The organism is Nostoc sp. PCC 7107, from assembly GCF_000316625.1.
GTDB lineage: Bacteria > Cyanobacteriota > Cyanobacteriia > Cyanobacteriales > Nostocaceae > Nostoc_B.
The window spans coordinates 5,790,966-5,806,910 of record NC_019676.1; the positions used below are offsets into that span (position 1 = coordinate 5,790,966).

A 15,945-nucleotide genomic window follows, 5' to 3' on the forward strand; every position below is an offset into this window, starting at 1 on the left:
TACTGCTAAACTTTGTGATCGCAGATATTTATTAAAATTTAATATAGTTATTTATAAAAAATTCCCCCCCTCACAAAGTTCAAAAACTAGGCAGGAATGAGTTTGTGGTTAATTTACTATGTGCTTCCTTGTTGTGCCAGTAGATTGCTCGTTGAGTGTTACTGTCTTAGTAACATGGATATCGTGACAATATTTTTAGTTTACAATGTTCGGTTCGCTAAGAATTTAGTTACAGGATATTGTGTTGTTGAGATTAAGTACTTAAAATACTAAAAATAAACCAAACCCGGAGCATTCATGAAGTCTTTCCCTTACTACTATTCAGAATTTTTATGCAATCCTAATACCTCTTTTGAAGAAATAACCAGCCAGAATTGCACTCATAGAGGCAATATTGCAACTGCAAAAATATTAGAAGTTGGAGATATACTTCTTATTCCTGGTGATGTAAAACAGTTTCAAGTAATCAAGGTTATTCATTATGCTCAAGTTTTAGATAACTCTCCTTTAGATGATGAAGACCAAATAATAGGTGAAGTATTCGTGACTTTTATTTAAAGAGTATTCTTAATAGTTACTGTCTAATCTTTTTTATCAGGTGTAAATTAATAGGGGGGGTCGCAGAAAGCCGGGGGTGTTTTTAAAGTATGGGGGGTACTGAAGAAACACGCCCCCTTCCATAAAAAAACAAAAAAATAAGTCCCTTCTTTCTACTAATTAAAGCTTTGAAAGAAGGGGCTTATTTCTTATTACTATTTTAGCACTGAATTTACTTTATGTTGGGGGGTGTCCTAGAAAGGACGGGGGTTATTTAAATACCCCCGAATTTTTGGAAAAAATAAAATTTATTTTGAAATACTTTCTAAGTAGTGTTTTTCCTCAGCTATTATCAACCAATCTTCACCGGAAGACTTACCTTGAGTCAAACATTCTTCTTTAACTTCACGAAGGTCTCTATTTATGCCCCCAGATATGTCATAGATGGCTGTATTAAGGTTTTTATGACCACCTCCGCACGAACCATAGAATATATACCACCATTCGTCTTCGCGGTATTTATGAGTTGATTGAGTCATGATTAATTTTCCGATTAGTTAATAGCAAATAGCTTTGATATTTATATTTTAATACTTTTAACTAAAAATTACTTGTTACTATTAATTAGTATTGATTATTTATCTTTATTATTTTCGACTCGTTTGATAGCATATTTCTAGATTAATATTGATAACTGTTAGCCAATTTTTCTACTTAGAGTCTAAAATTATCTTCTGCCTCTAACTTCATTCTTGCAGCTTTCTGCCTTATCTGTTTTATTTCTTTCTCAATATGTTTTTTATTTAAATTATCTAGTAAGCTACCAATACAAAATCCCCAGCCACAATATACAGTATGAGTATCTCTAAAAAATTAAAATATTATCCCCATCAATTAATTAACAATGGGGATAAATTAACTAAGCTACCGCTAATTGCTCATTCTCTCTGATTGCCTCCACTCCCACGCTACAAGCACAATCGCATCCTCTAATCACTTCTTGGTGTTGCTGGCAGAAACCAATACGGCTAATGTTCTGGGATTGCTTAAAGAAGGGGCAAGAATTACAGCAGGTCATAATAGTTCATTCCTTATCTAGGGTTTGGATTTAAGGAGAAGGGCGATCGCACTTTGTTTAAGGATTTCGACATCTCACCCAATCTCCTTATCCAGTGCAATCACATGGGCTAAAGTATTTTTTTACGGATGCGCTGCCCCTCCCGTTGGAGGGGTGAATTGTTTAGTTGTGTGCGAACAGGAGATCTAATTTTTCTTGTCTTGCGACTTCTAGCCCTTTTTGCAAAATCTCTTCAACTGTCACTTCGATTTTGTGGTTGCCATACCATCCGCAGTATTCCTGAATTTCAAACGGCCACTCACTAAGGTAGAATTTCACTTTCTCGGTAACTTCGCTCTCTGGAGTGCTTGCCGGGAGGCTGAGGTATTTAGCTTCTCCGTAGTAAGAGTGTAGTAGTAGGATTTCCCAGGTTTTTGAGTGCTTGGTGATGAACGCCTCGCCGCGTTCTGTCTTTACATTGCAGTCGCGTTCTTTCTCCCCAGTTCTGGCTAACTCTTCGGCTTCATATTCCGCCTCTTCCTGCGCTTGCTTTGCGGAATCTATCTCTTCAATCTCTGCTTCTATCTCAAACTGGCGTTCTTCCGCCTCATCCTGTAACTGGCTGATTGCTTCTGCCAACTCTGCGAGTTGCGCTTGCAGTGCTTCGATTGCCTCAATCGTACTTGCGCCTGCGATCGCTGCTTTGATTGCCTCAAGCATCGTAATCTCCTATTCATTTATCAAGGTTCAGTTTCTTTTTGGGTGGGGTTGTAGTGCTGTCTCTCACCGCTTATATATCTACTATATCGCGTGTACGCGTTTTTGTAAAGGATCTTTTAGATTGAAATTCATAAAAATTTCCGCAACTTTTGGGTAAATGCTATTAGTAAAATCTATGATTTTAGTCGCGTGTACGCGATAAGATAGGATAAATAATCAAAATATATATGAAATTTCAAGACACAGGATTAGGTACAACAAACCAGCAACAGCCTATTAGCACCAAATACCCGCCAGATATAGATAAAATATTGCGTTCGCTCCCTAATCGTTCAGAAAAAATCAGGCAATGGGTAATAGAGGGGATGCAAAAAGAGGGGTTGTTAGTGGGAGACTAGAATCTAGCCAAAATTCAGAGGCTAAAGTTTAGGCGATTGGGTGTAAGCTATTAGATAGAAATAACTTCGCGTATCCCCTCCCATCGTTCATCGGCGCAGAAGTAATAAGTTTTCGCAGCAATTAGCAGATATCCAAAATAGCCTGAGCCAAGGCTCAGGCTCATGGGGGGCTTTTTAAGCAATTGAGAGAGAAGAAAAATGCAAGAAACCTTCGCTGAATTTTTAGCCAGAACAGTAAGAAGATTTGAAGTTCGTGAAGAGCTAAGTTCACGAAATATTTTGGTAAATGATGATCAGATTAAGGAAAAAGAGAAAGAATTAAATATAAGTTTTCTAGATCCTAACTATGTAGAAATAATTACTCAGGAAGAAGTATGGGTAAAAAAGAAAGAATAAATTAAACCGTACTAGTCAAACTTTTGATTTAGGATTTAATTGCGCGATCGCAGTTAGAAATATTCTTGCAATTAATTGCAGATAAATTAGATTTAGAACAATAATAAAAATGCCCTCCGCCATTTAATATGGAGAAGGCATTTTTACAAACTCAGCGTTTTTTTTCTAATTTATAGCTATTGAACAGCTATATTCTTCTGCTTTTTTGAAAATTTTCTTTTGAGCAAGGCTCCTAAAACTAAAGCTGTACCTGACCCTAGTATGGTTATTGGTTCGGGGACTGGTTGTACCTCAACTGTTTGAGTTCTAAGATTAAATTGATTTACTACTACTTGATCTAAATTATTTCTTGCACCAAGTAATCCAATAGAAAAGTCTGAAACACCGTCATTGACAAGTTTTAGAACATCAAAACTTATTCGGCTTAGAGCGATTCCGATTTGCCCTGGGCCGATTCCAGGCGTACCTGATTGGCTTATCGTAAATTGTCTTGAGTTCGTTTGTCCGTCTATTACTTGAGGTGCGCCTATTTGAAGACTTGTATTTTGTAAGTTTCTAAATCTAAGTTCGGTAAGATCATAAGAGACTATATAAGATAGGTTGACAATACTACCAGTAACTTCTTGGGTATTCAAAAAGACATCAAAGCTAATATTGTTATTTGGCTCTATGTCTAATATTTCATCACCGTCTAGCTGTGTACCCACTGGTCTAAAAGATATGCTTCCTGCGTATGAAGAGTTCGCATTAAGTAATGATAAACTTAATGGAGCTAACAAAAAAAGTTTGATTAGCTGTTTCATAGTCGAAACCTCTTTTTATTAAGAAAGATTACTTGATGTTACTTGACTGGTAACATTTTTGCTTTTATTGCCTTAGCTAAAAAAATAGTTTATTTTCTGTCAATACACTGTTGTTCTTGCCTATCTTCATATAAAATTTAATTCTTTTATTAAATAAATTTATTAAGGTTAAATTTTTATTTTTTATTGCAAAAATTAAATCCAAATTTCGCAAGTTAATAGAAAATTTTGGCATTTTCTACAAATGCAGAGTAAATATAACAATGCTTTAAATTCAAGTCGTGCTTTTGTCTGCTGTTTTAAGCCTGTCTCTTATCCTGTCGCGTCTGTCCCTTATACAGCAAGTATTCTGTCTAGTTCTGTCCATTCTGTCCGTCTGTCTAATTTTGAGTGATTTCGATGGTCGTAGCATCTAGCCAGACGGACAGACCGTGTTCAACTAACTCATTAAACAATCGTTTTAAATCTTCGGCAGAGAAGCGATCGCCCTTAACTTTAAAGTTGGGCTGTATTTCCTGAATCACGGCTTTATTCCTACCAGTGCGTTGCAAAAAACCTAATAAACTCTCAGCATCAACCGATAACTTAGTGGCAACAGGCGAATGATTGTATAGTCCTTCAAGCTTTGCGATCGCGGTATTGGTATCAATAAATTTTCTGCTGTCGCGGTCATAGCCAGAATAATTGTGCAGCTTTGGCATGGAATACCAATTATTGGTTTTACCAAAATAGAAACATCTACCAACTTCAGACTGAGCTATTAGCTTTTTAAGATAGTCATCGCTTTGCTTATCTCCAAGTACGCCAGTCTTCCACCAATTATTGATAGCCCCTATGTTTGTTTGGTTGAGAATAGCTAATACAGTAAGTTGAGAGCGAATATCACCCGCAAATCCTAAATTACCAACGTGTGGAGCTTGGGCGATAGCCCAAACATTCCAACCCTTAGAATCACCGCAGCTAGTTAAACTAACCATTTGGTCTTTTAAGAACGTGTCTTTGGCGCTGACAAACTTATTACCAATCTGTGTCCCTTCATCTAACATGGCCAGCGTCCGTCCGCCATTTCGGGTTTGTTCTCTAGCAATATTGCGGAATTTTGAATAACAATCTTTGAACCATTCCACAACTTCGCCTACTTCCATTTCTGTAGTATCTGCCCTAAAAAGGTGATCACACATTCCCTCAAAATATCCCGTTTCTTTGGAGTCATTTTTAGGATCAAAGCCAACTATTATTAGCCCTTCATGTTTTCTCTTAGCCGCTCTGCCAGCGTTAGAAGTAAACAAACCTTTACCACTGCCAGGGAGTCCAATAATAAGACTATTTGTGATGTGGTCGGTAAATGATTCAACTAAGTTCAACTCCCCCTGTGGTTGATAGGAGTTAAATTTAGTTTTTGGTTCTATGTTATCCGCATTATCTTTGTGAGTAATAATTTGTACCTGTGGCAGAGAAATAGGTTGCTTTTGAGTTTCTGCGATCGCTGACATGATTTGATAATTAATCTGCGGCGAAACTTCCACATGAGCTAAATGCTGTCCTAATTCTTCTTTACTAGGGAACTGCCCTTTAAATTTTGAAAAACAACCCGACAACCAGCGATAGGCATAAAATCGCTTCCCCTGTTCCACTTGGGTTAAATATTCAGTCAAAGTATGTAGGTAAGTATTAAGCATTGCAAATTCATGCTTCTCTAATGGCTCAAGGTGCATCATTAAATCAGCTAATTCATTCTTTCTTGCAAAATACTTGGCTCTCTCTTCTGAATCACCCATCGCGGACAGGAATTCTAGGAAGTCCCCTCTAATAAATGGGAGTGGGGCAAATTGATGATTATCAGTAATATCTTGCACAACTGACCAGACATAACCTAGTCCCGCGATTGCCGCTCCTATCGTTGCTAAAGGCGAAGTAGCATAACAAACCGTGCCAACAGTTGCACCCGCTAAAGTAATTACCTTAGCTAAATTCATCCCCGCTCGTTCGCCCTTAGCTCTAATTAATAATTGGTCTTGTCTTTCAATTAACCAACTAGCAATATTTCCCGCTTCTAAATGCTCAATACTAGGGTAATCTTGTCTTATTTTTACAGTTTCCTGTGTAGTTAAAATAGGGATTGATGTTTCCATAAATAGAACTCCTGAATAAATATTAAAACCCCGCTAAACGTGATGTGCAGGGTTTTAAATTAGAACAAATTACTTGGTTAATTTCCAAATTGTGTAACCGATTTCCCCAGACATCATGCTGACGATGTTGTAAGCAAAACAGGCAAGAATCTGACCGGGATTAGTGTATCGGAAAGGATTGCGGCTGATAAACGTCGCACTAAGGTCAAAAATCCAGAAGAATAGAGCAATTAACCCGCCCGAATGGCGTTCTTTCATTCCGGCCCGTTTATAGTCGCCCCATAATGCAGTTGTTAGATCAATAACTCCGCTAGGTTTTGAACCTAGAGCAAACTGACGATGTTCTTCTAATTCTTCCTTAGCTTGCTGTGGTGTTTTACCTCTTAAAGTTCGCGCTTCCATAATTTGGACTAGTGCAGACATTCCAAAAGACAGCCAGAAAATAGGATTAAAAGGCAGTTGCAACCAACCTATCCAACCTATCCAGGTAGTCTCGAACCAAGGGAAAAGTGGCACACCACCAAAAAACGTTTGCCAAATGCCATCGGTACTTAATAGCGTCCCGGTGAAAAATCCCATTGCACCAAGTATTTTTGTACCAGATGATCCTGGCGTTACGAACTGGGCGAAGATATGGGTAACAAAGCTTATGGGGAAGGCGATAAGATCAACAATCCACTGTGCCAAAATCTCAATGTAATTAGGCTTTAGCGATGTTGTAGGTATTGGTTGTAAGTCATTAGTAGGGGGCTTATATTCTGCATTTTTCATTGCTTACTCTCCTTAAGTTCCGGTGACAGTTTGCAGACATTTTTGTAGTGATACTTCCAAAGCCATCGGCGTTCTGATATCTGTCCTATGCAACGACCAGAAGAGTCATAAACATAAACTTGCTCATCTTCTTGGTAATAACTGGTGTCGGGTCTGGGGTCACGTCTTGGGTTGTCCAAATAGCCTCTGATTCTGAGTTTTAAGCTTGTCGGTAAAATACCAGTTTCGTTAAGTGTGTCGCTGGTTAATTTACGTTGTTCTATGCGTGAACGTTCAATACTTTCGTTGGCTTCTAAGTTCGACACAGCGTAAAAAGCTTGGAACTGTTGAGGCAATTTAACAAACATTGGTGTAGCAATCAAACCCAAGCCTAATAACCCCAACATGGCTTGTTTTTGGTACTTCATTTTTGAGTTTTAAGTTGGTTGATGATTGCTTCTGCTAATCCCAAGTGGTCGCCTATTGGAGTGTACTGGTGCAAATTCTCTTGAAGCTTTTGAATTGTTTGGGCTGATTCTTCTAATAAATATTGCTCTTGTGTAGCGATTTCAGCGGCGATTAAGTTGTCAGTTATCGCTTTCAAAAAATGCAGTTTTTCAATGCGGTTAATACCTTCAAGACAGGAGCCATAAGTATTTTTGCAAATGGTCTAAATAGCTTCCATCTCCCGGTGTGAGCGCGCAGTAATAGCCTAATGGTTTCGTCATTTTGGTAAAATCCTTATGTCCGTTAAACCTTCCCAAGAAATAATTGCAGTTCAAAATTTACCTGGGCTTCCCAGCTTCTGGGAGGTAAATCATCTGGGTTTAAATTAATTAACTTGGGGTCAATGTCTAGAAATTCCCGTGCGGCTTCAATCAGATCAATGGCATCGTTTAGATCAATTTCGGAGCCAGTACTTAGGCAGAAATTAAGTCTGCTCCATTTACTACGTTTTTTGCGGAGTGTCTTTAGAGATTCCAGTGCTTGATTGAGAAGGATTTGTTCTTGCGTTAATGCTTCACTTACGGGGGTTGGTTGGTACATTTTTTTAACGCCTTTCAATTAATTGCAGTAAATAAGCCAAAGAGTGTTTAGTTAGGTTCGCTGCTTCCTTTAAGAGATGTGATTAGGCGATCGCCGTAATTGACTAGCAGGATGGTAAATAGTTGTGAAAGATTGTTAATTCCTGTCTGGCTAATAATTTCTTCTGCCTTTGGGATGTGCTTCTCATCCAGCACTATTCGCTTAGATTTCATAGCTTTAAACTCCTCATCAATGCTTGCCCCTTGGGCTTTTCTGTGGCTGTCTGCTGTCTGCCTAGAGGTTGGTGGATAGGTTTTTCTGTCTGCTGTCTGTCCGCCTCTCTGTCTGTTGTCTGTCTCGTTTCTGTCTGAGTTAATTTTCCAGACAGATACTCACTAATTAATAAATTTGTGACAGAGGCTATATTTATTCCTCTTTCTTCCCCGTATTGAGACAACCAACTCAAATGGCGGTTATCTAGTCTCACACGGGTATCTTTTGTCTCAATCTGTGACAAATTGGTGAGTTTTAAGTCCCATTGGTGCTTAATTGCATCCAAAAGCAGATTTACTGTGTCAGTTAACGTTTGATAATGGAGTAATTGGCGGATTCCCTCAACTTTGGCGGCGACTTTAGCCGCGAGACGTACTTGCATCTCATTACATCGCTAGTAATGCTTGAATGTTTGAGAGTTGAGGGTCAACAGGAATATAAAACCCAGGTTTAGCACTTAATTTGTGACGGACTAAATTAGCACATCCACCAATCAGCATGATGTTGGTTACGTCTGCTAAGTAATCATTAGCTGCTGTAGTAATACCGTCCATCAGCCCGTTAAACCAGTTCTCTAATAAGCCGGGGAATATTGAGGAAAAATCGTATTTGCGTCCATAAGTTAAAGAACCGTCAGCGATCGCGTCCATCATCTTCGCAACTTTAAAAGCGCATTTATCTTGTCTTGCGTAGTCCTGGATTAAATCACTGTTAATAATGTCATTGGCTAAAGAAACACCGCCTACTTTTGGAATTGAACGACGGGTTAACACTTCAGTTTGTGGAGTCATAATGACGTAATTTGTAGTTCCTCCGCCGATATCAATACAAAGCGTGTCACCGTCTGGATCAAGCTTCCCTAATTTATAGGCATGGATAACAGCCGCATCAGTTTCAAGATAAAATTCGACGTTCTTAATTTTGTGGTTGTAACTCCGGCTATTAACAGTCACTTGATGGCAGTTAATTAAACAATCTTTAATTGACTCCTCTTCTATGCGATCGCGGTCAGGAACTAAAAATCTGATAGTTCCCTCAAAATCTTCTCGTAAACCTGCTAGGGCGAAAGGTTTTACAAATTCTGGTAACTGTTTGCCTCTTTCAGCAGCGGCTTGCGGGTTTTTCTGTTTAGTAGCTCTGTCTCCTAAAACTAAAAATTTGTTGTCTAGTTTGACGCTGGGCGAATCATCGCTATCAATACCGCGAGAAGCTGAGGTGGCAGTCATGTCTACCAGTACTGAGCGCATCACTTTGGGCTTTTCACCTCTCAGGGCGGTAATGCTGGAATAATTGCCGATGTCGGCGCAATAAATATTGATCACTTCAAAAATCCTTAAAAAGCTAGTAGCAGCCGTTGTTGGCTGTTGCTAACTCTTGTTTTTTAGTTAGCTACGTGGGGGATAGGGTTACGTCTTCTTCTATCCGTTCCGCGTCTATGCCCATACTATAGCATAGAATTCTATGCTAAAAACATTTATTGTTATGTTTAAAACTAATGTTCAACAAAAAACATATAATGTTTATTAATGCTTTAATTATGCTTAAAGCATAGAATTCTATGTAAATCTTCTACAAAGTAAGGTTAAAAGCTAATAATAGAGTGTTAGACTATGTTTGATTTTATAGATATGCCTGATAAAACAGAAACCAGAAGAACGACAATAGTTTTACCTGCTAAGGTCTATGAACTTCTGGAACGTCGTGCGGATATTGAAGGCAGGCCAACAGCCAACTTAGCGGCGTACGTTGTTGAATTGTATATTAGGGAAACTTTTCCTGAAGAGTTCCCTAATCCTTATAGAAAATAAAATTCACATAGTTGCTCAAGAAAATTTCACTGGCATTCCAAGGCTCACCTTGAGCCTATGCCGATGCGATCGCATTGACAGGTATGATAAAAAATTACTGCGTCGAATAAAGCGATCGCAGTTAATTTTAAATCATGGTAAGGTAAAAAAGTAAATTGTGTGATGCCTGAATTGAGGGCTAAAGTCTTATCAATGCCAACTAACACCCCTGCGGATTCGTATCGGGATGTTATCATGACTTAGGAACATATTCGCATTTCTCAATACCTGGAGAGGTGGCAGAGTGGTTGAATGCGGCGCACTCGAAATGCGTTAAGGATGTAAGTTCTTCGGGGGTTCAAATCCCCCCCTCTCCGTTGATTAAATTATTCTCGTTTCTCTTGATTCACAGCAATTATTTGCTCAATTTGTTCCACCGTAAGTTGTTGATACTGTTCACTTGTCATTTCTCGGATGTAGTTAAATATTTGTTCAACTGGCGTTCCCGAAATTTCCGCCATTGAATTTAGCGCAGCATTTAACATCAGAACATTAAAAACATACTCTTGTTTTGTGAGAAATACAAAACCATCACCCTTTAACATATCTATCTACCATCAACCTAATTAATTTTGAACAACCTTATACCCATATATAATAAGGAACAGCGGACAGGTGATAGCGTTAAAAGTATTTTGCGGCACCTTAATCTATTAGCCCAAAATTTCCCTGTTTTAATTTTGTTGCAGTAAACTAATACCATCTTTTGAGGAGTGCATGATGGTAAACCAAAAATTGATGCAATTACTTTCCTTTGGTTTTATTAGTTTTTGCTTTTGTTTTGGTCTGGGGATTGGTATTGTCATTCGCTTTGGACAGTTACAACCATCCAATGCTGCGACTACGGCTGAACCAGAGATGTTACCATTCATGATCCCTGCGCCTACATCATCACCAGACGATAGCGTTTTTACGTTAAGACCCTAAGCTACTTAGTTACTAGCATTACTATCTGTTAGTGGCTTTTCATCTTTGGAAGATGGATTGTCACTAGAAGAATTTTGCTTACGTTCGATAGTTGGAACAACTACAGCCGAAGAATCTGAGCTTTTTGATTCTGTGGTTGGTGGTGGTACTGGTATCACTACAGGATTCGATCGCTTGCTGGATGGATTTGGTGTAGCTTGATTACTAGTAGCTGGTAAAGTATTATCAGGCGATCGCTTGGCTGAACCTTCCCGATTAACTTCTCGATGAGAACGGTAAGCTCTCAGTTTGTCTACTAGTGATGGTGTGGGTGAAGTATTAGGCGCAACAGCAGCTTGTTCAGGATTTTGTTTAGGCGAGGAGTCTGAGTTAGTTGTGGAAGTATTTTCTCTATTAGTTGCTGCTGTTGGTGTAGGTGCAGGACGAGTATTTCTGCGGCGTTTTGGGATATAGGCTGATTCAGTGACAGCCGTATTTTGAGTGTTTTTGTTGATGTTAGTTGCTTCTTCCACAGATGACTGTGAACCTTGGGGATTAGTGTTGCTTTCCCCTGTTTTGGTGATTGGGTTAGTAAACAGTGGTTTAGCAGATGATTCTGGCTGTGTATTTGAGGAAAGTAGACTAGTTATGCCAAAACCTGCGGTAGCTGCAACTAAGGCTACACCTACGGCAATTAAGGCTTGAAAACCAGCTAGTTGTTTGGTAAATGCTGTAATCGGATTTAGACGCGCTTGCTTGTGTTTTTTACCGAAAACACCTCGTTTTGGCTGGGATGATAAATCAACTGTGGCGACTATGTTAGTTGCTACGCCTGGAACTATGCCATTGCTTTCACTACTAGGCAATAGTTGTAACCATTCTGCGACAGTCGATGGACGAAAGCGCGAATCAACCGCCATACCCCGCATCACAGCTTGATTAACTGCTGCACTGAGGTGAGGTTGTAATTCCTTGGGGGAAGCCATTTTTTCGCGATCGCGCAATAATGCTGGCATGGGAACCTGTGCTGTTAACAAAGCATACAAGGTGGCTGCTAAACCATACACATCTGTAGCTGGAGTGCGCGGTGCCTGTGTTAGGTATTGTTCAATGGGTGCGTAGCCTTCCGAAACTATCCCTGTATGAGTTTGTTTGACACCGCTATTAAATTCTCGCGCAATGCCAAAATCAATTAATATTACCTCTTGAGTTCCTTGGCGAAGAATAATATTATCTGGTTTAATATCGCGGTGCAGCAAACCATTATTATGGACTACCTGTAAAGCTGCACCAATTTGGCGGATGTAATGAATGGCTGTGGCTTCCGGTAAAGGTATCCCTGGTAGAACAAAAGCATTACCTAAAGTTTCCCCAGGAATATATTCCATCACCATATACGGTAGCCCTTCTTCAATAAAAAAGTCGCTGACCCGTACAATATTGGGATGGAGACAAGTAGCTAGTCTTCTGGCTTCATCTTGGAATTGGCGCTCGAACTTGGCAAAATCTTGATGTTGCCGCAAGCGTTCGTTAATAGTCTTCATCACTACATCTTGACCTAAGTAGTGATGCGTAGCCTTAAACGTAATACCAAAGCCACCGTGTCCGATTTCTTGGGTGAGGGTATATTTTCCACCCTGCAAAATTTTGCCTGCTAACATAGACGTTTTGCGTTTTGAGTCCTGAATCCTGAATGAGCAGATAAATGGCTCTCGAATTGAGAAAGCCTCCCCATCATAGCTACAGCTTGGTCTTTTTCATGATACAGTAGGCTCACACATTGCATCTTGAAAATTAAGTGAAGGTGAAGAAGAAGGCAGGAGGCAGAAAGTGAAAATTTTACGGCTGTGGACATTTATGCTTTGAAAACGTCCTTTTTCTGCAAAACATTAACAAAGTTTATGTCCTACTCCCTACTCCCTTTCTAACCTACATTCTTTCCAATACTTGAATTCCTAATAAAGACAGTCCTAGTTTTAAGGTTCTGGCGGTTAAATCACATAAAACCAAGCGGGATGTACGTTGTGGTTCTTCTGCATCTAGTACACGAACACCGTGATTGCGATCGTAGAATACATTAAACTTTTTACTCAATTCGTATAGATATTCACATAAACGATTGGGTAACAAGTCTTGTTCCACAGTACTCACAACTTCACCTAATTGTAGTAAATACTTTGCTAGGGCAAATTCTGTTTCATGCTCTAATATGACTTGAGCATTATCTCCCAATTGTTCAAAGTTAATGCCACCCTTACGGCTAATACCTTGAATCCGTGCATAAGCATAAAGCATATAAGGCGCGGTATTGCCTTTGAGATCCAGCATTTTGTTATAGCTAAAGATGTAGTTACTGGTGCGGTTTTGACTCAAGTCGGCATATTTAACTGCACTAATACCAATCACTTGGGCAACATTAGCAATAAAATCTGCTGTTTCAGTACGATTATCTTCTTGTAATCTCTGTTCTAAATCAGTACGAGCGCGGATAATTGCTTCATCGAGCAAATCTCGCAATCTTACACTTTCTCCAGCACGAGTTTTGATTCTTTTTCCATCTTCCCCTAACACCAAACCAAAGGGAACATGAACTAATTCCACATCATCTGGAATCCAGCCAGCTTTGCGTGCGACTTGGAAAAATTGAGCAAAGTGATTGCTTTGTCCCGCATCAGTCACATAAATGATGCGTTTTGCTGCATCTTTTTGAATGCGGTAGCGTAAGGCGGCTAAATCTGTTGTAGCGTAGTTGTAACCACCATCAGATTTTTTGACGATTAAAGGTAAAGGTTCACCTTCTCTATTGGTATACCCTTCTAAGAAAACAACTTTTGCACCTTGGTTTTCTACCAGTAAGCCAGATTTTGCTAAATCTTCCACAATTGCGGGTAGCAATGGGTTATAAAAAGATTCTCCTCGCTCATTTAAATGGATATCTAGCAAGTCATAAATAACTTGAAATTCTTTGCGGGATTGTTCACACAGCAGTTTCCAAGCATGAAGGGTGTCTGCTGCACCTGCTTGTAACTTCACAACTTCTTGGCGTGCTGTTTCTTGGAAGGTTTCATCAGCATCAAATCGCTGTTTAGCTTGGCGGTAAAAGCTGACTAAATCGCCGATATCTAAAGCGTTGGCGGTGGTTAAAGCTTGGGGGTAAACTTCGCGCAGGTAAGTAATGAGCATTCCAAATTGCGTACCCCAATCACCCACATGATTTAACCGTAAAACATCATGTCCGCGAAATTCCAAAATTCGGGCGATGGAATCACCAATAATTGTGGAACGCAAATGTCCGACGTGCATTTCTTTGGCAATATTCGGACTGGAAAAATCAACAATTTCTTGCTGTGGTGTTTTCGCTTGGGGAACCCCTAACCGGGAGTCTGGGTAAATCGCCTGGAGTTGTGCTTGTAGGTAGGCTGTTTTAAGTCTGAGGTTGATAAAACCAGGTCCAGCAATTTCTGGTGGTTCGCAGATTTGCGAGACATCTAACTTTTCGACTATAGCAGAGGCGATCGCTCTGGGTTGCTGTCCTAATTTTTTACTTAGCGATAAGGCTACGTTTGCTTGATAATCGCCAAATTTCGGATTACCCGCAGGCACTAAAATAGGGTCTACTGTGGCGTATTCATCACCAAAAGCAGCCATCATTGCCTGCTCAAATTTGATTTTTAATTGTTCTTGTGTAGCATTCATATATAAATGTTATCTGTGACAGGCAAAATATGGCTGCTGAGAGTGGGATATCTCAGAAGCCTGATTATTTTAACCTTAAAATATCGCAGTTATTAATTCATCAGGTACTCTCACCAGCCTCTAAGAGCTAATCTCAAAGCATTAATCGAGTTTCAAGGCATTAACTGGTACTTCATCCCAAGAATCAACTATCCGTAATATTGCTGTCCAACCGGCGGCTTTTTGTTTCTCAGTCAAATTATTTGCAAAGGACTCATGACAATCTTTGGCTTGAGACTCATTACAACAGGCAATACAGGCATAAATCATACCCGATGGATCAATTTGCTCATTTACCCAAATAGTCATGGAGTGTCCTTTCAAAAGCTATACATTAACAAGGCATTTGGTCATTTTAGAATACTAGCAAAGCTGAAAAATCATTCATCATTGGGCTGATGTAGAAAAGTTGTTCATTGAGACTGGGAGTCAGGATTCAAGTTTGTTGGGACGATTCATCTAAATTTTTCGCTCGCCGCAAGCTAATACTACCCCGAAACCCTGAACCAGAAGCTTCTGATCAAACTCCGCCAGCAACGGAAGCTCAACCGCAATATTAAAAACTTTAAATTAAACTCAGGTGCGATCGCCAAGCAACAAAACCTGCTGTAATTAACTGGGAGGCGTTATCTTCTTAGTTAACTAACAGTCAGAAATAGGAAGTAGGTAGTGGGAAATAAGAAAACAGATATCTTATTTAATCACTGGCAACACACACTACAATTTTTTGGCGTTGACCAATGCAAAATTACCGCAACTTTTACTCAATTAGTTGCGGCATATTGTACTGTTGGCCGTTATTACCATACACTGCAACATATTCATCATGTTCTGAATAACATTCAGACTTTGCAAGTCTATACCCAAAATTTACCTACTGTACAACTTGCCGCTTGGTTTCATGATGTGGTTTATGATACTCACGCTAACGACAACGAAGCCAGAAGTGCAGAATATGCTTGTCAGTTATTAACTAATTTGGCAATTCCTATCAGTCAAATCACAATTATTCAGCGTCTCATTCTCAACACAAAACACCACCAAGCGGCTATTGACGATATTGATAGTCACATTTTATTAGATGCTGATTTAGCAATTTTAGCGGCTAACCCAGTTGATTATCAAAAATATGCTCACGCTATCCGTCAAGAATACGCTTGGGTAACAGAAGCTGAATATACCAAAGGTCGCAAACAAGTACTAGAAAAATTTTTGCAGCGACAGCATATATATTTTACGCCTCTGATGTTTGAGATGGCAGAACAATCTGCTAGAGCTAATTTGCAAGCAGAAATTCAACAACTTGCTTGTAAAAAAAATTGAGCAAGCAATTAGGCAAAATGAGAAATCAATATGCCTATTTGC

At 39.4% G+C, this 15,945-nt stretch carries 22 protein-coding genes and 1 tRNA gene; 7 read left to right on the top strand and 16 right to left on the bottom strand.

Features of this window, described 5'->3' with window-relative positions:
* Nucleotides 1-297: 297 nt before the first annotated feature.
* Complete coding sequence (locus NOS7107_RS24635; protein WP_015115655.1) at nt 298-558, top strand: hypothetical protein; 261 nt, start codon at nt 298-300, stop codon at nt 556-558.
* 287 nt (nt 559-845) lie between these two features.
* On the opposite strand, the gene NOS7107_RS24640 is transcribed toward NOS7107_RS24635, so the two are convergent.
* Both NOS7107_RS24640 and NOS7107_RS24645 read right to left on the bottom strand, forming a co-directional pair.
* Complete coding sequence (locus NOS7107_RS24640) at nt 846-1,076, bottom strand: hypothetical protein (protein WP_015115656.1); 231 nt, start codon at nt 1,074-1,076, stop codon at nt 846-848.
* Between the two features lie 701 nt (nt 1,077-1,777).
* Nucleotides 1,778-2,314 (bottom strand): hypothetical protein, encoded by a 537-nt coding sequence (locus tag NOS7107_RS24645; protein ID WP_015115657.1) that lies wholly within the window; start codon nt 2,312-2,314, stop codon nt 1,778-1,780.
* 227 nt (nt 2,315-2,541) lie between these two features.
* Here NOS7107_RS24645 and NOS7107_RS29085 point away from each other — a divergent pair, with 227 nt between their 5' ends.
* Together NOS7107_RS29085 and NOS7107_RS24650 are read left to right on the top strand one after the other, a co-directional pair.
* Nucleotides 2,542-2,712 carry a hypothetical protein gene (locus NOS7107_RS29085; RefSeq protein ID WP_015115658.1) on the top strand — a complete coding sequence of 57 codons (171 nt, stop codon included), beginning with the start codon at nt 2,542-2,544 and terminating at the stop codon, nt 2,710-2,712.
* Between the two features lie 198 nt (nt 2,713-2,910).
* Nucleotides 2,911-3,108 carry a hypothetical protein gene (locus tag NOS7107_RS24650; RefSeq protein ID WP_015115659.1) on the top strand — a complete coding sequence of 66 codons (198 nt, stop codon included), beginning with the start codon at nt 2,911-2,913 and terminating at the stop codon, nt 3,106-3,108.
* 176 nt (nt 3,109-3,284) lie between these two features.
* Here the strand turns inward: NOS7107_RS24650 and NOS7107_RS24655 are convergent, their stop codons facing one another.
* The 9 genes from NOS7107_RS24655 to NOS7107_RS24690 form a co-directional block, all read right to left on the bottom strand.
* On the bottom strand, nt 3,285-3,911 hold the full coding sequence (locus tag NOS7107_RS24655) for a PEP-CTERM sorting domain-containing protein (protein WP_015115660.1): 627 nt from the start codon (nt 3,909-3,911) through the stop codon (nt 3,285-3,287).
* Between the two features lie 380 nt (nt 3,912-4,291).
* Nucleotides 4,292-6,043 carry a hypothetical protein gene (locus NOS7107_RS24660; protein WP_015115661.1) on the bottom strand — a complete coding sequence of 584 codons (1,752 nt, stop codon included), beginning with the start codon at nt 6,041-6,043 and terminating at the stop codon, nt 4,292-4,294.
* A gap of 69 nt (nt 6,044-6,112) precedes the next feature.
* Entirely contained in the window at nt 6,113-6,814 is a 702-nt protein-coding gene (locus NOS7107_RS24665) for a hypothetical protein (protein WP_015115662.1), read from the bottom strand.
* Complete coding sequence (locus NOS7107_RS24670) at nt 6,811-7,221, bottom strand: hypothetical protein (protein ID WP_015115663.1); 411 nt, start codon at nt 7,219-7,221, stop codon at nt 6,811-6,813. The genes NOS7107_RS24665 and NOS7107_RS24670 overlap by 4 nt, the downstream gene beginning before the upstream one ends.
* On the bottom strand, nt 7,218-7,397 hold the full coding sequence (locus NOS7107_RS24675) for a hypothetical protein (RefSeq protein WP_044500322.1): 180 nt from the start codon (nt 7,395-7,397) through the stop codon (nt 7,218-7,220). The genes NOS7107_RS24670 and NOS7107_RS24675 overlap by 4 nt, the downstream gene beginning before the upstream one ends.
* Nucleotides 7,398-7,543: 146 nt before the next feature.
* Nucleotides 7,544-7,840, bottom strand: a complete 297-nt coding sequence (locus NOS7107_RS24680) for a hypothetical protein (RefSeq protein ID WP_015115664.1) — start codon at nt 7,838-7,840, stop codon at nt 7,544-7,546.
* A 47-nt stretch (nt 7,841-7,887) separates the two neighbouring features.
* Nucleotides 7,888-8,052: a hypothetical protein gene (locus NOS7107_RS29090; protein ID WP_015115665.1), complete on the bottom strand. Its 165-nt coding sequence runs from the start codon at nt 8,050-8,052 to the stop codon at nt 7,888-7,890.
* Nucleotides 8,049-8,474 carry a hypothetical protein gene (locus NOS7107_RS24685; RefSeq protein ID WP_015115666.1) on the bottom strand — a complete coding sequence of 142 codons (426 nt, stop codon included), beginning with the start codon at nt 8,472-8,474 and terminating at the stop codon, nt 8,049-8,051. The genes NOS7107_RS29090 and NOS7107_RS24685 overlap by 4 nt, the downstream gene beginning before the upstream one ends.
* A gap of 4 nt (nt 8,475-8,478) precedes the next feature.
* Nucleotides 8,479-9,414, bottom strand: coding sequence for a ParM/StbA family protein (locus tag NOS7107_RS24690; protein ID WP_015115667.1), 936 nt, complete (start codon nt 9,412-9,414; stop codon nt 8,479-8,481).
* Between the two features lie 288 nt (nt 9,415-9,702).
* Between NOS7107_RS24690 and NOS7107_RS24695 the strand changes: the two genes are divergently transcribed.
* Nucleotides 9,703-9,900, top strand: a complete 198-nt coding sequence (locus NOS7107_RS24695; protein ID WP_015115668.1) for a hypothetical protein — start codon at nt 9,703-9,705, stop codon at nt 9,898-9,900.
* A gap of 44 nt (nt 9,901-9,944) precedes the next feature.
* Here the strand turns inward: NOS7107_RS24695 and NOS7107_RS28825 are convergent, their stop codons facing one another.
* Nucleotides 9,945-10,136: a hypothetical protein gene (locus tag NOS7107_RS28825; RefSeq protein WP_015115669.1), complete on the bottom strand. Its 192-nt coding sequence runs from the start codon at nt 10,134-10,136 to the stop codon at nt 9,945-9,947.
* A 33-nt stretch (nt 10,137-10,169) separates the two neighbouring features.
* On the opposite strand from NOS7107_RS28825, the gene NOS7107_RS24700 reads away from it, so the two are divergent.
* Nucleotides 10,170-10,256, top strand: a tRNA-Ser gene (locus NOS7107_RS24700).
* 9 nt (nt 10,257-10,265) lie between these two features.
* Here NOS7107_RS24700 and NOS7107_RS24705 read toward each other — a convergent pair.
* The gene (locus tag NOS7107_RS24705) at nt 10,266-10,484 is read right to left on the bottom strand and encodes a hypothetical protein (protein WP_015115670.1); all 219 of its coding nucleotides are present in this window, start codon (nt 10,482-10,484) and stop codon (nt 10,266-10,268) included.
* Nucleotides 10,485-10,656: 172 nt separating this feature from the next.
* Here NOS7107_RS24705 and NOS7107_RS24710 point away from each other — a divergent pair, with 172 nt between their 5' ends.
* Nucleotides 10,657-10,866, top strand: a complete 210-nt coding sequence (locus NOS7107_RS24710; protein ID WP_157374135.1) for a capsule biosynthesis protein — start codon at nt 10,657-10,659, stop codon at nt 10,864-10,866.
* A 5-nt stretch (nt 10,867-10,871) separates the two neighbouring features.
* Here NOS7107_RS24710 and NOS7107_RS24715 read toward each other — a convergent pair whose 3' ends face one another.
* The 3 genes from NOS7107_RS24715 to NOS7107_RS24725 form a co-directional block, all read right to left on the bottom strand.
* A complete protein-coding gene (locus NOS7107_RS24715) occupies nt 10,872-12,506 on the bottom strand; it encodes a serine/threonine protein kinase (RefSeq protein ID WP_015115672.1) in 1,635 nt (544 codons plus the stop codon).
* Between the two features lie 268 nt (nt 12,507-12,774).
* Nucleotides 12,775-14,541, bottom strand: coding sequence for an arginine--tRNA ligase (gene argS / locus NOS7107_RS24720; RefSeq protein ID WP_015115673.1), 1,767 nt, complete (start codon nt 14,539-14,541; stop codon nt 12,775-12,777).
* Nucleotides 14,542-14,682: 141 nt separating this feature from the next.
* On the bottom strand, nt 14,683-14,889 hold the full coding sequence (locus NOS7107_RS24725) for a hypothetical protein (protein ID WP_015115674.1): 207 nt from the start codon (nt 14,887-14,889) through the stop codon (nt 14,683-14,685).
* 360 nt (nt 14,890-15,249) lie between these two features.
* Here NOS7107_RS24725 and NOS7107_RS24730 point away from each other — a divergent pair, with 360 nt between their 5' ends.
* The gene (locus NOS7107_RS24730) at nt 15,250-15,903 is read left to right on the top strand and encodes a hypothetical protein (RefSeq protein ID WP_015115675.1); all 654 of its coding nucleotides are present in this window, start codon (nt 15,250-15,252) and stop codon (nt 15,901-15,903) included.
* The last annotated feature ends 42 nt before the right edge of the window (nt 15,904-15,945 follow it).